At 35.8% G+C, this 16397-nt stretch carries 27 protein-coding genes; 21 read left to right on the forward strand and 6 right to left on the reverse strand.

The window, feature by feature from the left end; genetic code table 11:
• Nucleotides 1-30: 30 nt before the first annotated feature.
• From J7E44_RS14650 to J7E44_RS14675, 6 genes are all read right to left on the reverse strand, one after another.
• Complete coding sequence (locus J7E44_RS14650) at nucleotides 31-1032, reverse strand: hypothetical protein (protein WP_214831123.1); 1002 nt, start codon at nucleotides 1030-1032, stop codon at nucleotides 31-33.
• Nucleotides 1032-1445, reverse strand: a complete 414-nt coding sequence (locus J7E44_RS14655; protein ID WP_214831124.1) for a hypothetical protein — start codon at nucleotides 1443-1445, stop codon at nucleotides 1032-1034. Before J7E44_RS14655 ends, J7E44_RS14650 begins: the two co-directional genes overlap by 1 nt.
• 146 nt (nucleotides 1446-1591) lie before the next feature.
• Nucleotides 1592-2392 (reverse strand): hypothetical protein, encoded by an 801-nt coding sequence (locus tag J7E44_RS14660; RefSeq protein ID WP_214831125.1) that lies wholly within the window; start codon nucleotides 2390-2392, stop codon nucleotides 1592-1594.
• 18 nt (nucleotides 2393-2410) lie between these two features.
• A complete protein-coding gene (locus J7E44_RS14665) occupies nucleotides 2411-3142 on the reverse strand; it encodes an MIP/aquaporin family protein (RefSeq protein ID WP_214831126.1) in 732 nt (243 codons plus the stop codon).
• Between the two features lie 24 nt (nucleotides 3143-3166).
• Nucleotides 3167-4663 carry a glycerol kinase GlpK gene (glpK, locus tag J7E44_RS14670; protein ID WP_214831127.1) on the reverse strand — a complete coding sequence of 499 codons (1497 nt, stop codon included), beginning with the start codon at nucleotides 4661-4663 and terminating at the stop codon, nucleotides 3167-3169.
• Between the two features lie 19 nt (nucleotides 4664-4682).
• The gene (locus J7E44_RS14675; protein WP_214831128.1) at nucleotides 4683-6272 is read right to left on the reverse strand and encodes a glycerol-3-phosphate dehydrogenase/oxidase; all 1590 of its coding nucleotides are present in this window, start codon (nucleotides 6270-6272) and stop codon (nucleotides 4683-4685) included.
• A 114-nt stretch (nucleotides 6273-6386) separates the two neighbouring features.
• Between J7E44_RS14675 and J7E44_RS14680 the strand changes: the two genes are divergently transcribed.
• The 21 genes from J7E44_RS14680 (at nucleotide 6387) to rplO (ending at nucleotide 16389) form a co-directional block, all read left to right on the forward strand.
• Nucleotides 6387-7151 (forward strand): DeoR/GlpR family DNA-binding transcription regulator, encoded by a 765-nt coding sequence (locus tag J7E44_RS14680; RefSeq protein WP_214831129.1) that lies wholly within the window; start codon nucleotides 6387-6389, stop codon nucleotides 7149-7151.
• 227 nt (nucleotides 7152-7378) lie between these two features.
• Nucleotides 7379-8005 (forward strand): 50S ribosomal protein L3, encoded by a 627-nt coding sequence (gene rplC, locus J7E44_RS14685; RefSeq protein WP_034738787.1) that lies wholly within the window; start codon nucleotides 7379-7381, stop codon nucleotides 8003-8005.
• Nucleotides 7996-8625, forward strand: coding sequence for a 50S ribosomal protein L4 (rplD, locus tag J7E44_RS14690; protein WP_214831130.1), 630 nt, complete (start codon nucleotides 7996-7998; stop codon nucleotides 8623-8625). The genes rplC and rplD overlap by 10 nt, the downstream gene beginning before the upstream one ends.
• 3 nt (nucleotides 8626-8628) lie before the next feature.
• Nucleotides 8629-8919, forward strand: a complete 291-nt coding sequence (gene rplW, locus J7E44_RS14695) for a 50S ribosomal protein L23 (protein ID WP_214831131.1) — start codon at nucleotides 8629-8631, stop codon at nucleotides 8917-8919.
• Between the two features lie 22 nt (nucleotides 8920-8941).
• Entirely contained in the window at nucleotides 8942-9763 is an 822-nt protein-coding gene (gene rplB / locus J7E44_RS14700) for a 50S ribosomal protein L2 (RefSeq protein ID WP_214831132.1), read from the forward strand.
• Nucleotides 9764-9765: 2 nt separating this feature from the next.
• Complete coding sequence (gene rpsS / locus J7E44_RS14705) at nucleotides 9766-10044, forward strand: 30S ribosomal protein S19 (RefSeq protein WP_027387215.1); 279 nt, start codon at nucleotides 9766-9768, stop codon at nucleotides 10042-10044.
• Between the two features lie 2 nt (nucleotides 10045-10046).
• Nucleotides 10047-10445 (forward strand): 50S ribosomal protein L22, encoded by a 399-nt coding sequence (rplV, locus tag J7E44_RS14710; protein WP_214831133.1) that lies wholly within the window; start codon nucleotides 10047-10049, stop codon nucleotides 10443-10445.
• 7 nt (nucleotides 10446-10452) lie between these two features.
• Nucleotides 10453-11190 carry a 30S ribosomal protein S3 gene (gene rpsC, locus J7E44_RS14715; protein ID WP_214831134.1) on the forward strand — a complete coding sequence of 246 codons (738 nt, stop codon included), beginning with the start codon at nucleotides 10453-10455 and terminating at the stop codon, nucleotides 11188-11190.
• A gap of 78 nt (nucleotides 11191-11268) precedes the next feature.
• Nucleotides 11269-11694 (forward strand): 50S ribosomal protein L16, encoded by a 426-nt coding sequence (gene rplP / locus J7E44_RS14720; RefSeq protein WP_054512044.1) that lies wholly within the window; start codon nucleotides 11269-11271, stop codon nucleotides 11692-11694.
• 12 nt (nucleotides 11695-11706) lie between these two features.
• Nucleotides 11707-11895, forward strand: a complete 189-nt coding sequence (rpmC, locus tag J7E44_RS14725) for a 50S ribosomal protein L29 (RefSeq protein WP_200241614.1) — start codon at nucleotides 11707-11709, stop codon at nucleotides 11893-11895.
• 11 nt (nucleotides 11896-11906) lie between these two features.
• Nucleotides 11907-12164 (forward strand): 30S ribosomal protein S17, encoded by a 258-nt coding sequence (gene rpsQ / locus J7E44_RS14730; RefSeq protein WP_052186088.1) that lies wholly within the window; start codon nucleotides 11907-11909, stop codon nucleotides 12162-12164.
• Complete coding sequence (rplN, locus tag J7E44_RS14735; protein ID WP_034684837.1) at nucleotides 12164-12532, forward strand: 50S ribosomal protein L14; 369 nt, start codon at nucleotides 12164-12166, stop codon at nucleotides 12530-12532. Before rpsQ ends, rplN begins: the two co-directional genes overlap by 1 nt.
• A gap of 22 nt (nucleotides 12533-12554) precedes the next feature.
• A complete protein-coding gene (rplX, locus tag J7E44_RS14740) occupies nucleotides 12555-12881 on the forward strand; it encodes a 50S ribosomal protein L24 (RefSeq protein WP_179469468.1) in 327 nt (108 codons plus the stop codon).
• A 13-nt stretch (nucleotides 12882-12894) separates the two neighbouring features.
• Nucleotides 12895-13446, forward strand: coding sequence for a 50S ribosomal protein L5 (gene rplE / locus J7E44_RS14745; RefSeq protein ID WP_214831135.1), 552 nt, complete (start codon nucleotides 12895-12897; stop codon nucleotides 13444-13446).
• Between the two features lie 3 nt (nucleotides 13447-13449).
• Nucleotides 13450-13719, forward strand: coding sequence for a 30S ribosomal protein S14 (gene rpsN / locus J7E44_RS14750; protein WP_214831136.1), 270 nt, complete (start codon nucleotides 13450-13452; stop codon nucleotides 13717-13719).
• A gap of 144 nt (nucleotides 13720-13863) precedes the next feature.
• Nucleotides 13864-14262 (forward strand): 30S ribosomal protein S8, encoded by a 399-nt coding sequence (rpsH, locus tag J7E44_RS14755; RefSeq protein ID WP_214831137.1) that lies wholly within the window; start codon nucleotides 13864-13866, stop codon nucleotides 14260-14262.
• A gap of 17 nt (nucleotides 14263-14279) precedes the next feature.
• Nucleotides 14280-14825: a 50S ribosomal protein L6 gene (rplF, locus tag J7E44_RS14760; RefSeq protein WP_214831138.1), complete on the forward strand. Its 546-nt coding sequence runs from the start codon at nucleotides 14280-14282 to the stop codon at nucleotides 14823-14825.
• A gap of 14 nt (nucleotides 14826-14839) precedes the next feature.
• Nucleotides 14840-15193 (forward strand): 50S ribosomal protein L18, encoded by a 354-nt coding sequence (rplR, locus tag J7E44_RS14765; protein ID WP_214831139.1) that lies wholly within the window; start codon nucleotides 14840-14842, stop codon nucleotides 15191-15193.
• A gap of 19 nt (nucleotides 15194-15212) precedes the next feature.
• Nucleotides 15213-15734 (forward strand): 30S ribosomal protein S5, encoded by a 522-nt coding sequence (rpsE, locus tag J7E44_RS14770; RefSeq protein WP_214831140.1) that lies wholly within the window; start codon nucleotides 15213-15215, stop codon nucleotides 15732-15734.
• A 10-nt stretch (nucleotides 15735-15744) separates the two neighbouring features.
• The gene (rpmD, locus tag J7E44_RS14775; protein WP_007839493.1) at nucleotides 15745-15921 is read left to right on the forward strand and encodes a 50S ribosomal protein L30; all 177 of its coding nucleotides are present in this window, start codon (nucleotides 15745-15747) and stop codon (nucleotides 15919-15921) included.
• Nucleotides 15922-15939: 18 nt separating this feature from the next.
• Nucleotides 15940-16389: a 50S ribosomal protein L15 gene (gene rplO, locus J7E44_RS14780; RefSeq protein WP_214831141.1), complete on the forward strand. Its 450-nt coding sequence runs from the start codon at nucleotides 15940-15942 to the stop codon at nucleotides 16387-16389.
• Nucleotides 16390-16397 lie beyond the last annotated feature (8 nt).

Genomic DNA, 16397 nt, shown 5'->3' on the forward strand with positions numbered 1-16397 from the left:
TTTGTTGTGATTTTATAATGTTTCGCAATTTTAAAAATCACCCTGAAATTGAGATGTTAGATTAAAATTTTGATTACTAACAAATTTACTATCTAATTGATAATAAATAATATTAAACTGCGATATTTTTTTATCCAAAAACGAGATTACATCATTACGCTGTTCACTTGTAACTTGTTCAACCTTTATCTTAAAACCTTTATTTAAATAACTTCCAAAGTAAAATCCGTCTTTTAAAATTTCGCTTTCGTGATCTGATATTTTTTTGAAGTTTGGGTTTTTCAGATCTTTGTCAGATAATGCGTTGATCAGTTTATGTTTTCCTAAGTGGTTTGTAACAATTCCCCAAGAATAAATAGGCAGCGCCACATCAATTTTCTTGATAGGGTAGTTTTCTAGTTTTGAAAGATAGCTTTTTAAAATATTGACGTCCAGTATGGAATTTTTATCAGATGTTTCCAAAGGTGAAGAAGTGGAATAACACATCAGATAAACTTTTGTCACAGGAGGTATGCCCATTTGCATTTTATCCTTTACCTGGTGAAGGCGAAGGGTGCAATTTATTTCTTTACCAGAGATTTTTTTTAGCTCTTTTAAAAAATTGAAATAATCATCACGGGTTCCTGCTGTCCAGTCACAATCTATTTGTATTTCCTGATTGACTTTTAAATGATATTGAGTAATTTTCTTTTGGATTAAATCGTTAACATGTTTAGCGAGAAATTGTATCTCGTCCATTGAAATGTTCAGGAAAGTCGGATTTGTTATAAAGACTGTTGGGACTATTTGTTTATCTGTTTGAAAACTAAGGTCTTTGGTAATAACTGCTACAGGCTCAAATCTCCCATTTACCTTGTCAATATCAAAAAATCTTGTATATAAATAAGGTGTTGTAACTTCATTTAAGGCTTTTTTCTCTTCCAGCTCTAACGAAAGTTTCGTTTTCCAGTAATAAAAAGTATACGGATGCTCTGTCTTTTTGCTACATGAAGTAAGCAAAATGAGGACTATTAAAAACTTGGCTATTTTCATTATTGATAAAAAACGCTTTCACAGGTACAACTTCCTTTATCACTTTCTAAGGCAGAACAGCAATCTTCAGATTTCTGAATATTTCCTTTTTCGTCAGTAAGATAGATTTTTTCTTTATCAAACTTTACATAAAATATTTCATTAAACTTCTTGAATTGTGCTTTCATTACTGTAGGGTTATACTTTCCAGCATTCATTTCCTCAGTGGTCTCTTCTCCACTAGCCTGATTTACCTGAACATAACCAAAATATACATCACCATTCTTTTTTACATTAAGATAATAGGCTGGTGTCCCGGTTCCACTATAACCTTCCACAATGTTGAAGGATCTTTTGCCAGTGAAGGGCGCTTTTGACTGGGCGAAAGAAAAAATGCTTATACACAGAATAAATAAGCTGAATACCTTTTTCATTTTTTTTATCAAATTTAAAAATATTTAGGCAAGAATTAGACCGTAAAAACCCGGTATTTAGGTTAGTTTTTAAGTTTTAAAGAAAGGAGTAAAAAATAAAACCATCCCAATAAAGGAATGGTTTATTTAATATAGAAAAAAGAGTATTAGAATACTGTTGCTGCAAGTTGAATTCTCGCATATTTATTAGAAGGATTCCACATTGCCATCATAGAAACTGGAAGTGTATAATGCTCTGTTATTTTTAAAGCTTTAGTTGCTTTTATACCAACATTCACTATATCGAAACTGTTTTTTCCATTTCCATATAAAAAAGTACTGTCATTAAAAGCAAATCCACCACCTACGAAAGCATCGAGATTTACCTTTTGATGGGCAATTACAGGATAACTCACTTGTACATAAGTAGAATATTTATTCTTTTTATAACTTCCATCCGGCTCCAAAACTACTTCTCCAGCATTGGCTCCACCATATAACATAATATCAGCTTCAACATTTAAAGGAAATGAGGGTCCAAAAGTATAATTGGTCCTTAGATCAATAATATGTGCCGTTCTTCTATTAGAGTAATTAAAGATGTCATCTGAGGCAACGGTTGTATTGATGTTTCTGGAATTAAATAAATCCCATAATCCAATATAAATCCGCCCATCTGAGTACTGAACATAATAATTGATTTCCTTGTAATGCGTACCATCTTTATCATCGGTTAAAGAAGATGCGCCCCATATTCCGACTTTCCATTTTTTTTCTTTATCCAGAGCGTAAGAAAGATTTCCCATTACCACAGGTTTATCTGTAATAATTAATCCTCGCCATAAATGGTTGTTCTGAATATTAGCGGTGAAATCTAGACGACCTTCGTCTTTGGTTTCTGTATTCTCCTGGGCAAAAAGAGACCCTGTACCTAAAATAATTAGGCATATAAAAAATAGTTTTTTCATTGTGTAAACTTTCTTTAGTTAACTTAAAGCGAGGTGCAATAAAGCCGCAAGAGTTGCTCCTAAAATAGGTCCCGCAATAGGAATCCAGGCGTAGCCCCAGTCACTTCCTCCTTTTACAGGAAGAATTGCATGCATAATTCTTGGTCCTAAATCACGAGCAGGATTAATAGCATAACCTGTCGTTCCTCCTAAAGATAGACCGATTGCCCAAACCAACAATGTAACAGGTAGAGCTCCAATTGTTCCCAAACCGATCTTAGCATTTGGATCATTGTTTAAAGTGAGATTCGGATCAGCAAAATGGAAGATCACAAAAACAAGAACGAATGTCCCAATGATTTCACTAATGAGATTTGAAATAGGTTTTCTAATCGCTGGGCCAGTACTGAAACATGCTAGTTTTGCACCTTCATCTTCTGTAATGGCAAAATGGTCTTTATTAAATACCCAAACCAAAAAAGCACCTAACATTGCACCAATCATTTCTCCGGCGATATATGTCGGAACTAAGTCCCATGAAAATTTTCCTGCGATGGCTAAACCTAATGTTACTGCAGGATTCAGATGGGCACCACTGATTGGCCCTGCAATGGTTACACCAACGAAAACTGCCAGAGCCCAAGCCGTGGTAATCACAATCCAGCCGGAACCGTTACCTTTCGTTCCTTTTAAAACAACGTTTGCCACTACGCCGTTTCCGAGTAGTATCATAAGCATTGTCCCGATAATTTCTGCTATAAATGGAGTCATAGTTTATGTTTTGTTTAATGGAAGTTAATCTTCTATCCAGTTTTGAGAGCGCTTTACAGCTTTGTTCCATAAATGGATCATTTTATCCGCTTTCTCTTTTTCCAGTTCAGGTTGGAAATGTTTATCTACGATCCACTGAGATTGGATTTCATCAATGTTCTTCCAATACCCTACAGCAAGGCCTGCAAGATAAGCAGCTCCCAATGCTGTTGTTTCTAAGGTTTTTGGTCTTGTTATTTTGACTCCTAGTAGATCTGATTGGATTTGCATCAGTAAATCACTTTTGGAAGCTCCACCGTCAACTCTTAATTCAAGACTACCAGTTCCTGCATCGGCCTCCATTGCTTTTACAATATCGTAAACCTGGAATGCAATTCCTTCTAAAGTTGCTCTTGCAATATGTGCATTTGTTGTTCCACGGGTTATCCCTACAATTGCTCCTCTGGCATATTGATCCCAGTAAGGGGCTCCTAAACCTGTAAGCGCAGGAACGAAATAAACTCCGCCGTTATCTTCAACGCTTTTAGCAAGATCATTGATCTCATCAGCTGAGTTGATCAATTTAAGGCCATCTCTCACCCACTGTATTGCGGCACCACCAACAAAAACACTGCCTTCTAAAGCATAATTTACTTCACCATTGATTTTCCATGCAACAGTGGTCAGTAAATTGTTTTTAGAATGAACGGCCTCTTTTCCTGTATTCATTAATAGGAAGCATCCTGTACCATATGTGTTTTTAACCATTCCTGGAGTAGTACACATTTGTCCGAATAAAGCTGCCTGTTGATCTCCTGCTATTCCTGCAATTGGAATTTTAGTGGAAAATAGAGTAGTTGCTGTTTCTCCATAGATCTCACTGCTTTGCTTAACTTCAGGCAGGATGGCTTTTGGAATATTAAATAACTCTAAAAGTTCATTATCCCACTCTAACGTCTGGATATTAAGAAGCATAGTTCGGCTCGCATTAGAAACATCTGTAATGAACATTTTGCCACGTGTAAGTTTCCATACCAACCAGGTATCAACGGTGCCAAAACACAATTTACCTGCTTCTGCTTTTTCTCTTGCTCCTTCTACATTGTCAAGAATCCACTTTAGCTTAGTCGCTGAAAAGTAAGCATCCAGTACCAGTCCCGTTTTCTCTTTGATCATGTCCGTATATCCTTGCTCTTTTAAAGAGTCACAATATTTAGACGTTCTCCTGTCTTGCCATACGATAGCATTATAAACAGGATCACCAGATTCTTTATCCCAAACGATCGTAGTTTCACGTTGATTGGTAATACCTATTGCGGCAACTTCCAATCCTGAAATACCTGCTTTAGCTATAACTTCAGCTGCTACCGAAACCTGAGAAGACCAAATTTCGTTAGGGTCATGTTCTACCCATCCGGGGGTAGGAAATATCTGTTCAAAACTTTTCTGAGAAACAAATTCTATTTCTCCGCTGTGATTGAATAAAATGGCTCTTGACGAGGTTGTACCTTGGTCCAGAGCGAGAATCAACTTTTCACTCATACTGTGACATTAATTAAGGTTAGATGGGTCTTGGTGAATAAGGAATCAGTAAATATCCTTTCGCCAATTCGATAAACTCTCTTTCCTGCTCATTGGCCCACTGCTCTGAATATCCGTTTTCTTTTGCGATGATGAAAGCGATTTTGTGTGCACTGTCGATCGCAGCTCTAGCATCTAAAAATAATAAACGGACTCTTCGGGCAAGGATATCCTCAATGGTCTGTGCCATTTCGCTTCGGATTGCCCAAATTGCTTCAGCAACTGTAAATGGATGATCAGGATGTATTTTTTCTGAAAATTCAGGATTGCTCTGTTGTAGTTTTTTGATTTCGGGTATGTCTGATCCGTAGACATATAAATGGTTGGTTCGATCAACCGCTTCAGGATTCATATTCCCATGAATGGAAAGATGTTCGGTTTTAGAAGCTGTTGTTCCTAATTGATGAACCTGCATGGCTTTATCTATCGTGTCTTGTGCCATTTTACGGTAGGTTGTCCATTTTCCTCCAATGATAGAAACCAAACCTGTGTCAGATGTTACCACTTTATGACTTCGCGAAACTTCTTTCGTACTTTTGCTTCCGTCTTTTGGAGCAGCAAGTGGGCGAAGCCCTGCATACACTGATTTTACATCTTCCCGTGTTGGTTTTTTTGATAGATATTGTCTTGCTGTATTTAGAACAAATTTAATTTCTTCTTCCAGCGCACGAGGCTCAAAACTTTCGCTTTCCAGTAAGGTATCAGTTGTTCCTACTAAAGCTCTGTCGTGCCAAGGAACGACAAATAGAACTCTTCCATCCGAAGTTTTCGGAATCATGATAGCATCATCGCTTTTTAAGAAAGATTTATCCAAAACCAAATGGATTCCCTGACTAGGAACCACAAATTTTCCGTGTTTTGGATTATTCATGTTTAATATGTCATTGGTGAAAACTCCGGTTGCGTTGATAACCACCTTTGCATGAATTTCGAATTGCTGTTTTGTAAACTGGTCTTCAGCAACTACACCAATTACTTTATCAGAATCGTTTTTAATTAAATTAATTACCTTAACATAATTAACAGCCGTTCCACCTTTTTCAATGATCGTTTGTGTTAAGTTAACTGCCAATCGTGCGTCATCGAACTGTCCGTCCTGATAAACGACCCCGCTTGCCAGGTTTTTTTGTTCAATAGTTGGCAGCTTTTCAATTGTTTTTAATTTACTAATGTATCGAGTTTTGCCTAAGCTTAATTTTCCTGCAAGAAAATCGTAAATCGAAAGTCCAATTTTATAATAAATTCCTCCCCACCAAGTATAATTAGGAATGATGAAAGATTGATTCTTTACTACATGAGCGGCATTTTTTGCCAGTAATCCTCTTTCCTTTAATGCTTCCTTTACCAAACCAATATCTCCCTGTGCTAAATACCGTACGCCACCGTGTACCAGTTTTGTACTTCTGCTGGAAGTCGCTTTCGCAAAATCGTGAGATTCCAACAGTAACGTTTTAAATCCTCTGCTTACTGCGTCCAATGCCGAACCTAAACCGCTTGCTCCTCCACCAATGACCAGAAAGTCCCATTCTTTTACGGTGGTTAATTTGCTGAGTTCTTCATTTCGTTTCATAATGTTTCGTTAAGTTTCGAATTCAAAGCTAATAATTAAAAATGAAACTAAAAAGAAAATAAGTGAAATTTTAATGTCTTGAAAAAAAATAATAACTTTGGTGAAAGAAAAAGAATGGAAAAATTAATACCAAGGCATAACGAGATACTGCATGAACTGGACAAAAAAGACTATGTTCTCGTACAGGAGTTATGTGAAAAGTATAATGTTTCTTCAGTTACGATTCGAAAGGATTTGAATTATTTAGAAAGCTTAGGTCTTCTTTTTCGAAATCATGGTGGTGCGAGTAAACATGTAAGATATGCTTATGAAAAGAATGTAGATGAAAAAGAAACAATTAATGTAGAAGCAAAACAAAGTATTGCTAAAGCTGCTCTAAAGCTGATTGAAGAAAACGACTGTATCATTCTGGCTTCTGGAACTACGATGCATTATCTTGCAAGGATGCTGGTGAACTTCGGAAGGCTTACAGTTCTTACTTCGTCATTAAGGGTTGCATTAGAGCTATGTAACAATCCCAACATTAATATTATACAGTTAGGCGGGGAAGTGAGAAAAAGTTCCACTTCAATTGTAGGTTCTATCTCTGAGACCATTCTTGCTCAGTTTTCTTGTAATAAACTATTTCTGGGTGTTGATGGGATTGATATGGATTTTGGAATCAGTACATCCAATGCAGCTGAAGCACATCTTAATCAACTCATGATAGAGTGCTCCGATAAGGTGATGATATTGGCTGATTCATCAAAGCTGAATAAGAAAGGCTTTGGAAAGATTGCTTCTTTGGATAAAGTTGATTATTTAATCACAGATGAAGCGATTCTGGAAGAAGATAAAAAGAACCTTGAAGAAATGGGTTTAAGTGTTATTACGAGATAGCTTCCACCTTGTTCCGGGGTAAGTTCAAAATGCATTCTAAAGCATGTTTTATTTTGTAAGCTACTAAAAATCAAAATATTTTGCTATAAAATTTGCCAATCTAAAAATTATCCATAAATTTGCACACTCATTTTAGGGGAAAAGTATGCCCATCTCAAACGTGGAAATTACTTTAACCATCTAAAAATGGGTATAAATAGAGGATAAATTTTATTATAACATAAACAATGTCAGGTATTATTGGTAAAAAAATCGGTATGACGTCTTTGTTTAACGAAGAAGGAAAAAACATTCCTTGTACAGTTATTCAAGCTGGTCCGTGCTCGGTTTTACAGGTCAGAACCATAGAAAAGGACGGCTACAAGTCAGTTCAATTGGGTTTCGATGACAAGAGTGAAAAGAACGTTGGTAAAGCGTTAGCTGGCCATTTTAAAAAGGCTGGTTCTGCTCCTAAAGCTAAATTAGTAGAGTTCTACAGAGAATTCGTTGATGAAGTAAAAGTAGGAGAAGAAGTAAAAGTTGATCTATTCGCTGAAGGTGAATTTGTTGACGTAACAGGAACTTCAAAAGGTAAAGGTTTCCAGGGTGTTGTTAAAAGACATGGCTTTGGAGGTGTAATGCAAGCTACTCATGGTCAGCACAACAGACTTAGAGCTCCAGGTTCTATCGGTGCTGGATCGGATCCTTCGAGAGTATTCAAAGGAATGAGAATGGCGGGTAGAATGGGAGGTAAGCAGGTAACTGTTCAAAACCTTCAAGTATTAAAAGTGGATCAAGAACAAAATCTTTTAGTAGTAAAAGGTGCTGTTCCGGGAGCTAAAAATTCTTATGTAATTATCAGAAAATGGAACTAGTAGTATTAAATACATCAGGAAAGGAGACCGGAAAAAAAGTAACTCTAGACGAATCTGTATTCGGTATTGAGCCAAATAAGCACGCGGTTTACTTAGAAGTGAAACAGTACCTTGCTGCACAAAGACAAGGAACTCATAAATCAAAAGAAAGAAGCGAAATTACTGCTTCTACTAAAAAACTTAAGAAGCAAAAAGGATCTGGATCTGCTAGATATGGTGATATTAAATCTCCAACTTTCAGAGGTGGAGGTAGAGTATTCGGACCTAAGCCAAGAGACTACAGATTCAAATTGAACAAAGCTCTTAAGAGATTAGCTAAAAAATCTGTTCTTTCTCAGAAAATGAGAGACAACAGCATTAGAATTGTGGAAGGTTTGAGCATTGCTGCTCCTAAAACTAAAGATTTCATCACTATCTTGAATGCGTTAGCATTAAGCGATAAGAAGTCTTTATTCATTCTTCCTGATACTAACAAGAATGTGTATTTATCTTCAAGAAACTTACCTAAGACTAAAGTGATGAAGTTCAATGAAATCAGTTCATATGACTTAATCAATGCAGGTGAGATCGTATTCTTAGAAGGTGCAGTTGAAAAATTCCAGGAAAATCTAAAGAAATAAATCATGTCAGTTATTATTAAACCAGTTATTTCAGAAAAAGCAAACTATCTTACAGATTTAAGAGGTGCTTATTCTTTCTTGGTAGATACTAAGGCGAATAAAATCCAAATTAAGAAAGCTGTAGAGGCAACTTATGGTGTGAAAGTAGCAGACGTTAGAACCATGATTTATGCGCCTAAAGTTTCTTCGAAACACACTAAAAAAGGTCTTCAAGTAGGAAAGACAAATAAATTGAAAAAAGCGGTTATCACTCTTGCTGAAGGAGAAGTAATCGATATTTTCGCTGTAAATTAATTATTAATTATAAATAATAGTAATGTCTGTTAGAAAATTAAAACCTATCACCCCAGGACAGAGATTCAGAATTGTAAACAATTTTGAGGAAATTACTACCAACAAACCAGAGAAATCTCTAACAGTTGGTATTAGTAAGTCAGGTGGACGTAACCAAACTGGTAAAATGACCATGCGTTACACCGGAGGTGGACACAAAAAGAAATACAGAATTATCGACTTCAAAAGAAACAAGCATGATGTTGAAGCAACGGTAAAAACTGTAGAATACGATCCAAACAGAACTGCATTTATCGCTTTATTAGAGTACGCAGACGGAGAGAAGAGATATATCATCGCTCCAAACGGTATTAAAGTAGATCAGAAAGTAGTTTCAGGAGAAAGCGTAGAACCAAATGTAGGTAACGCAATGAAATTGAAAAATATTCCATTGGGTACTGTTATTTCTTGTGTTGAAATGAAACCTGGACAAGGTGCTATTTTAGCAAGAAGTGCTGGTTCTTCAGCTCAATTAACTTCAAGAGACGGAAAATATGCAATCATCAAATTGCCTTCAGGAGAATCTAGAATGATCCTTACTGAATGTTATGCAATGATTGGTTCGGTTTCTAACTCGGATCATCAGTTAACTGTATCAGGTAAGGCTGGTAGAAGCAGATGGTTAGGTAGAAGACCAAGAACAAGAGCGGTAGTAATGAACCCAGTAGATCACCCAATGGGTGGTGGGGAAGGACGTTCTTCTGGAGGTCACCCAAGATCTAGAAATGGTATGCCGGCTAAAGGTTACAAAACTAGAAAGAAAAACAAAGTGTCTAACCGTTACATCGTATCTAAAAGAAAATAATTATGGCAAGATCACTTAAAAAAGGACCGTTCATCGCATATACTTTAGATAAGAAGGTTCAGGCAAACATAGAGTCTGGTAAGAAGACAGTTATTAAAACTTGGTCTAGAGCATCGATGATCTCTCCGGACTTCGTAGGACAAACTATTGCAGTACACAACGGGAAATCTTTTATCCCAGTTTATGTTACTGAAAACATGGTTGGTCACAAGTTAGGCGAATTTTCTCCAACAAGATCTTTCAGAGGTCATGGTGGTAATAAAAATAAAGGAAGCAGATAATCATGGGATCAAGAAAACAAGATAGTTCAATCGCAAGAAAAGAAGCTAACAAAGATGTTGTAAAAGCTTCATTAAATAATTGCCCATCTTCTCCAAGAAAAATGAGATTAGTAGTTGATATCATTAGAGGAGAACAGGTAGATAAAGCTCTTTATATTCTAAAATATTCTAAAAAAGAAGCCTCTAACAAGTTAGAGAAATTACTTCTTTCTGCTATGGCAAACTGGCAGGCTAAAAATGAAGGTGCTGATATAGAAGAAGCAAACCTTATCATTAAAGAAATATTCGTGGATAGTGCAAGACAATTGAAGAGACTAAGACCAGCTCCACAAGGTAGAGGTCATAGAATCAGAAAAAGATCTAACCACGTTACATTAATCTTAGGTAATAAAGAAAATTAATCAAGGTATGGGACAGAAGACAAATCCAATTGGTAACAGATTAGGTATCATCAGAGGATGGGATTCTAACTGGTTTGGTGGAAACGATTATGGAGACAGAATCGCTGAAGACTACAAAATCAGAAGATACCTTGAAGCTAGATTATCTAAAGGTGGGATTTCAAAAATTTATATTGAAAGAACATTAAAATTAGTAACAGTTACTATTACTACTGCTAGACCGGGACTTATCATCGGTAAAGGAGGTCAGGAAGTTGATAAATTAAAAGAAGAATTGAAGAAACTTACAGGTAAGGATATTCAAATCAACATTTTCGAAATCAAAAGACCTGAACTTGATGCAGTATTAGTTGCTGATAGCATTTCTAAGCAAATTGAAAACAGAATTTCTTATAGAAGAGCTGTTAAAATGGCTATAGCAAGCACAATGAGAATGGGTGCTGAAGGTATCAAAGTTCAAATCTCTGGTAGATTGAACGGTGCTGAAATGGCAAGAAGCGAATCTTTCAAAGACGGAAGAATTCCTTTATCTACTTTCAGAGCTGATATCGATTATCATATTGCAGAAGCTCACACTACTTACGGTAGACTTGGGGTTAAAGTTTGGATTATGAAAGGTGAAGTTTATGGTAAAAGAGAACTTTCTCCACTAGTAGGACAACAGAAAAAAGGACCTTCAGGAGGTGGAAACAGAGGTGGAGATAGAGATAACAGAAGACCTTCAAGAGATAAAAAAAATAATTAATAAAATTTTAGAGGATAGTTTTTAAATGACCGTTACTTTTTTAAAATCTAAATTCTAAAATCTAAAATTTAAGAAATTATGTTACAACCAAAAAGAACCAAATTTCGTAAAGTTCATAAGATGAAGATGAAGGGGATTGCTCAGAGAGGTAATCAACTTGCTTATGGTACTTTCGGAATCAAAGCTACAGAAGGAGCTTGGATCACTGCAAGACAAATTGAAGCTGCACGTATTGCTGCTACAAGATATATGAAGAGAGAAGGTCAACTATGGATCAAAATATTTCCAGATAAGCCTATTACTAAAAAACCTGCCGAAGTAAGGATGGGTAAAGGTAAGGGTGCTGTGGAATATTGGGTAGCTGTAGTAAAGCCGGGTAAAATTTTGTTCGAAGTGGGTGGAGTATCTTACGACATCGCTAAGGAAGCTTTAAGACTTGCTGCACAAAAATTACCGGTAGTTACCAATTTTGTAGTTGCTAATGATTTTGTTAAACCTCTATAATCTTTGAATACAATGAAAAAAGCTGAAATTAAAAATCTAAGCGCAGAAGATATTCAAGCTAAATTGACTGAAGCAAAAGCTGAATTCACAAAAATGAAATTAGCTCATAAAATCAGTCCGCTTGAAAATCCAATTCAAATCAAAGATTTGAGAAAGACAATCGCAAGACTAAATACAGAGTTAACCACTAAACAACAATAAGATTTTCATACATTATGGAAAGAAACTTAAGAAAAGAAAGAATCGGAATAGTTTCCAGCAATAAAATGGAAAAGACCATTGTTGTAAGTGAGACTACTAGAGTGAAACACCCGATGTACGGTAAATTCGTATTAAAGACGAAGAAATATACTGCACACGACGAGAACAACGAATGCACAGAAGGAGATACAGTTCTTATCCAAGAAACAAGACCTATGAGCAAGAGTAAAAGATGGAGATTAGTAAGAATCATTGAAAAAGCTAAGTAATGTTACAAACAGAATCAAGATTAAAAGTTGCTGATAACACAGGTGCTAAAGAAGTATTGGTTATCAGAGTTCTGGGAGGAACCAGAAGAAGATATGCTTCAGTTGGTGATAAAATCGTAGTTACTATTAAAGATTCTACACCATCAGGAAACGCAAAGAAAGGTCAGGTATCTAAAGCAGTTGTAGTAAGAACTAAAAAAGCAGTTAGAAGAAAAGATGGTTCATACATCAAATTCGAAGACAATGCTTGTGTTTTACTAAACGCTGGAGGAGAAATGAGAGGAACGCGTGTTTTCGGACCAGTTGCTCGTGAGTTGAGAGACAAAGAATATATGAAAATCATTTCATTAGCTCCTGAAGTACTTTAATTTTTAAAATTTTTATAAGAAAATGTCAAAGTTAAAAATAAAAAGAGGAGATAACGTAATCATTACTACTGGTAAGAAAGATATCAAAGGTAAAACTGGTGAAGTTATTGAAGTGATCAAAAAAGAAGGAAAAGACCCTAGAGTAATCGTTGCAGGACTTAACATCATTAAGAAACACGTTAAGCCTTCAGCTTCAAATCCTCAAGGAGGAATCGTAGAAAGAGAAGCTTCTATTCATATCTCAAACATCGCTTTAGTTGGTAAAGACGGTAAAGCTGTAAAAGTAGGTTACAAAACTGAAGGAGATAAGAAAGTAAGAATCGACAAAAAAACGGGTGAAACTTTATAATTTTAAATAACACATGGAATATATAGCAAGACCCAAGAAAGCATATAACGAAACAATTGTTCCTGCAATGATGGAAGAATTTGGGTACAAATCTGTAATGCAGGTACCTAAATTGGAAAAAATCATCCTATCTCAAGGATTAGGTGATGCCACTGCAGACAAAAAGATCATTGATTATGCTGTAGAAGAACTTACAAATATTACTGGACAAAAAGCTGTAGGTACAATCTCTAAGAAAGATGAGGCTGCCTTCAAATTGAGAAAAGGAATGCCTGTAGGTGCTAAAGTTACTTTAAGAGCTCATAAAATGTATGAATTCTTAGACAGACTTACCGCTTCAGCTTTACCACGTATTAGAGATTTTTCTGGTATCAAAGCTGATGGTTTTGATGGTAGAGGTAATTATAACTTAGGTATTACTGAGCAGATTATCTTCCCTGAGATCGTAATTGACAAAGTGAAAAAAATCCAAGGGATGGACATCACTTTCGTTACTACTGCGAAAACAGATAAAGAAGCGAAAGCATTATTAACTCACTTCGGTTTACCATTTAAAAAGAACTAAGAAATGGCTAAAGAATCAATGAAAGCGCGTGAGCGCAAAAGAGAAGCACTAGTTGCTAAATACGCTGACAAAAGAAAAGCTTTAAAAGAAGCTGGTGATTATGATGCACTTCAAAAATTACCTAAAAATGCTTCTCCTGTAAGATTACACAACAGATGTAAACTAACAGGTAGACCAAGAGGTTACATGAGAACTTTCGGTCTTTCAAGAGTAACTTTCAGAGAAATGGCTAACAATGGCCTTATCCCTGGAGTGAAAAAAGCTAGTTGGTAACAATTAATAATTAATCGGGACAATTAAGTTGTCTGGAAACTAAAGAAAAAAAATATCAGACCTAAGATTTTCTGAAGTCTGATATTTTAATCTTCAAGTCTTTTCAATACTGATTGTCTTCAACCAATAATTTAAAATAGAAAAATGGTAACAGATCCAATTTCAGATTTCCTAACAAGAGTAAGGAACGCACAAAGCGCAGGCCACAAAGTGGTGGAAATTCCTGCATCGAAAATCAAAAAGGAGATTACGAAAATCTTATTTGATCAAGGGTATATCTTAAACTTCAAGTTTGAAGATAGCGCTGTTCAAGGGACAATCAAAATCGCTTTAAAGTATGACAAGCAAACTAACAAACCAGCTATTAAATCTATTCAGAGAGCTTCAAGACCAGGTTTGAGACAGTACAAAGGTTCAACTGAACTTCCAAGAGTACTAAACGGTTTGGGTGTAGCTATTATCTCAACTTCTAGAGGAGTAATGACAGATAAGAAAGCTAGAGAAGAGAAAGTAGGCGGTGAAGTAATCTGCTATGTTTATTAATTTTTAATCAAAGGAAAATGTCAAGAATTGGTAAAGCAATTATAACAGTTCCTTCAGGTGTTACAGTTACTGAAAATAACGGTGTTGTAACAGTTAAAGGTCCAAAGGGAGAACTTACCCAGGAACTTACAGAAGGAATTACTTTAGAACAAAAAGATGGAGAACTGACTTTTAACAGACCATCTGATTCTAAGCAACACAGAGCGCTTCACGGTTTATACAGAGCGTTGATCAACAACATGATTGTAGGAACTGCTGAAGGTTTCACAAAACAGTTAGAACTAGTAGGGGTAGGATACAGAGCTTCTCATTCAGGTCAAAAACTTGAATTAGCTTTAGGATTCTCTCACGGTATTGTTTTAGAACTTCCAAAAGAAGTGGTAATCGATACATTGACTGAAAAAGGTAAAAACCCAATTATTACTTTAACGTCTTATGATAAGCAACTTCTTGGAATGGTGGCTGCAAAAATCCGCTCATTCAGAAAGCCTGAGCCGTACAAAGGAAAAGGTGTAAGATTCGTTGGTGAAAATGTTAGACGTAAAGCTGGTAAATCTGCTTAATAAATTATAAGAAAATGGCATTAAGTAAATTAGAAAAAAGAATAAGAATAAAAAGAAGAGTAAGAGGAAAAATCTCTGGATCTTCTGAATTGCCAAGATTATCGGTATATAAGAGTAATAAGGAAATTTACGCTCAGTTAATCGACGATAAAAATGGTAAAACTTTAGTATCTGCTTCTTCTAGAGAGAAAGGAGTTGACGCTAATGGAACTAAAATTGAAGTTTCTGCTGCTGTTGGTAAAGCTATTGCTGCTAAAGCAGTTGCTGCAGGAATTGAAAGTATTGTGTTTGATAGAAACGGTTTCGTATACCATGGAAGAGTGAAAGCTCTAGCTGATGGTGCGAGAGAAGGAGGACTTAAATTCTAATCATTAAATTTCGGAAAATATGTTAGGACTAGATAATATAGAAAGAGTAAAACCGGGAGGATTAGAATTAAAAGATCGTCTCGTAGCTGTAAACAGAGTAACAAAAGTAACTAAAGGTGGTAGAGCTTTCGGGTTTTCTGCTATTGTTGTTGTTGGAAATGAAGAAGGAATTATTGGTTACGGTTTAGGAAAATCTAAAGAAGTTGCTTCTGCAATTGCTAAGGCAGTTGAAGATGCTAAGAAAAATCTTGTGAAAGTTCCTGTAATGAACCATACAATTCCTCACCAAACTACTGCTAGATACGGTGGTGCAGATATCTTCTTAAGACCTGCTTCTCACGGTACAGGACTTATCGCCGGTGGTGCGGTAAGAGCAGTATTGGAATCTGCTGGTATTCACGATATCCTTTCAAAATCTAAAGGATCTTCTAACCCTCACAATGTGGTGAAAGCTACTTTCAAAGCGTTGTTAGATATCAGAAGACCTGAAGAAATTGCAAGAATGAGAGGAGTTTCTTTAACTAAAGTGTTTAACGGTTAATATAAAAACAATGGCAACAATCAAAGTAAAGCAAGTAAGAAGCGCTATTGGAAGAACAAAAACCCAAAAGAGAACGCTTGAAGCATTAGGATTTAAGAAACTTCACCAAGTTGTAGAACACGAAGCTACGCCTTCTATCTTAGGGATGATAGCTGCAGTTAGTCATTTACTTGAAGTTCAAAAATAATTTTAAAAAGAAATTAAAATGAATTTAAACAACATAAAACCTGCTGCAGGTTCTACTTTTAATTCAAAAAGAATTGGTAGAGGACAAGGTAGTGGAAAAGGAGGTACTTCTACAAAAGGTCACAAAGGTCAAAAAGCTAGAGCTGGTTATTCTCAGAAGATCGGTTTCGAAGGTGGTCAGATGCCTTTACAAAGAAGATTACCTAAGTTCGGTTTCAAAAATGTAAACAGAAAAGAATTTAGAGCAATTAACCTGGATTCTATCCAGACTTTAATAGAAAATAAATCTATAACAGGAGATATTACTAAAGAAGTTCTAATCGAAAACGGTTTAGCTACTAAAAACGAAATTGTGAAGATTATGGGTAGAGGTGAATTGAAATCTGCGGTTTCAATCTCTGCTGACAAATTCACTAAATCTGCTGAAGAGCTTATTGCTAAAGCAGGTGGAAAAGCAATTACATTATAATAGTAACT

It is taken from the genome of Chryseobacterium sp. ISL-6 (genome assembly GCF_018613715.1).
Taxonomy (GTDB): domain Bacteria; phylum Bacteroidota; class Bacteroidia; order Flavobacteriales; family Weeksellaceae; genus Chryseobacterium; species Chryseobacterium paludis.

Bases quoted from the DNA above. Each gene is read 5' to 3' on its own strand.
- glpK (WP_214831127.1), bottom strand. From the start codon at position 4,663: ATGAGTGAAAAGTTGATTCTCGCTCTGGACCAAGGTACAACCTCGTCA.
- rplP (WP_054512044.1), top strand. From the start codon at position 11,269: ATGTTACAACCAAAAAGAACCAAATTTCGTAAAGTTCATAAGATGAAG.
- rplN (WP_034684837.1), top strand. From the start codon at position 12,164: ATGTTACAAACAGAATCAAGATTAAAAGTTGCTGATAACACAGGTGCT.
- rpsN (WP_214831136.1), top strand. From the start codon at position 13,450: ATGGCTAAAGAATCAATGAAAGCGCGTGAGCGCAAAAGAGAAGCACTA.
- rplX (WP_179469468.1), top strand. From the start codon at position 12,555: ATGTCAAAGTTAAAAATAAAAAGAGGAGATAACGTAATCATTACTACT.
- rplC (WP_034738787.1), top strand. From the start codon at position 7,379: ATGTCAGGTATTATTGGTAAAAAAATCGGTATGACGTCTTTGTTTAAC.
- rplE (WP_214831135.1), top strand. From the start codon at position 12,895: ATGGAATATATAGCAAGACCCAAGAAAGCATATAACGAAACAATTGTT.
- rplO (WP_214831141.1), top strand. From the start codon at position 15,940: ATGAATTTAAACAACATAAAACCTGCTGCAGGTTCTACTTTTAATTCA.
- rplF (WP_214831138.1), top strand. From the start codon at position 14,280: ATGTCAAGAATTGGTAAAGCAATTATAACAGTTCCTTCAGGTGTTACA.
- J7E44_RS14675 (WP_214831128.1), bottom strand. From the start codon at position 6,272: ATGAAACGAAATGAAGAACTCAGCAAATTAACCACCGTAAAAGAATGG.
- J7E44_RS14655 (WP_214831124.1), bottom strand. From the start codon at position 1,445: ATGAAAAAGGTATTCAGCTTATTTATTCTGTGTATAAGCATTTTTTCT.
- J7E44_RS14660 (WP_214831125.1), bottom strand. From the start codon at position 2,392: ATGAAAAAACTATTTTTTATATGCCTAATTATTTTAGGTACAGGGTCT.
- rpmC (WP_200241614.1), top strand. From the start codon at position 11,707: ATGAAAAAAGCTGAAATTAAAAATCTAAGCGCAGAAGATATTCAAGCT.
- J7E44_RS14650 (WP_214831123.1), bottom strand. From the start codon at position 1,032: ATGAAAATAGCCAAGTTTTTAATAGTCCTCATTTTGCTTACTTCATGT.
- rpsS (WP_027387215.1), top strand. From the start codon at position 9,766: ATGGCAAGATCACTTAAAAAAGGACCGTTCATCGCATATACTTTAGAT.
- J7E44_RS14665 (WP_214831126.1), bottom strand. From the start codon at position 3,142: ATGACTCCATTTATAGCAGAAATTATCGGGACAATGCTTATGATACTA.
- rplW (WP_214831131.1), top strand. From the start codon at position 8,629: ATGTCAGTTATTATTAAACCAGTTATTTCAGAAAAAGCAAACTATCTT.
- J7E44_RS14680 (WP_214831129.1), top strand. From the start codon at position 6,387: ATGGAAAAATTAATACCAAGGCATAACGAGATACTGCATGAACTGGAC.
- rpsE (WP_214831140.1), top strand. From the start codon at position 15,213: ATGTTAGGACTAGATAATATAGAAAGAGTAAAACCGGGAGGATTAGAA.
- rplV (WP_214831133.1), top strand. From the start codon at position 10,047: ATGGGATCAAGAAAACAAGATAGTTCAATCGCAAGAAAAGAAGCTAAC.
- rpmD (WP_007839493.1), top strand. From the start codon at position 15,745: ATGGCAACAATCAAAGTAAAGCAAGTAAGAAGCGCTATTGGAAGAACA.
- rpsH (WP_214831137.1), top strand. From the start codon at position 13,864: ATGGTAACAGATCCAATTTCAGATTTCCTAACAAGAGTAAGGAACGCA.
- rplD (WP_214831130.1), top strand. From the start codon at position 7,996: ATGGAACTAGTAGTATTAAATACATCAGGAAAGGAGACCGGAAAAAAA.
- rpsC (WP_214831134.1), top strand. From the start codon at position 10,453: ATGGGACAGAAGACAAATCCAATTGGTAACAGATTAGGTATCATCAGA.
- rplR (WP_214831139.1), top strand. From the start codon at position 14,840: ATGGCATTAAGTAAATTAGAAAAAAGAATAAGAATAAAAAGAAGAGTA.
- rplB (WP_214831132.1), top strand. From the start codon at position 8,942: ATGTCTGTTAGAAAATTAAAACCTATCACCCCAGGACAGAGATTCAGA.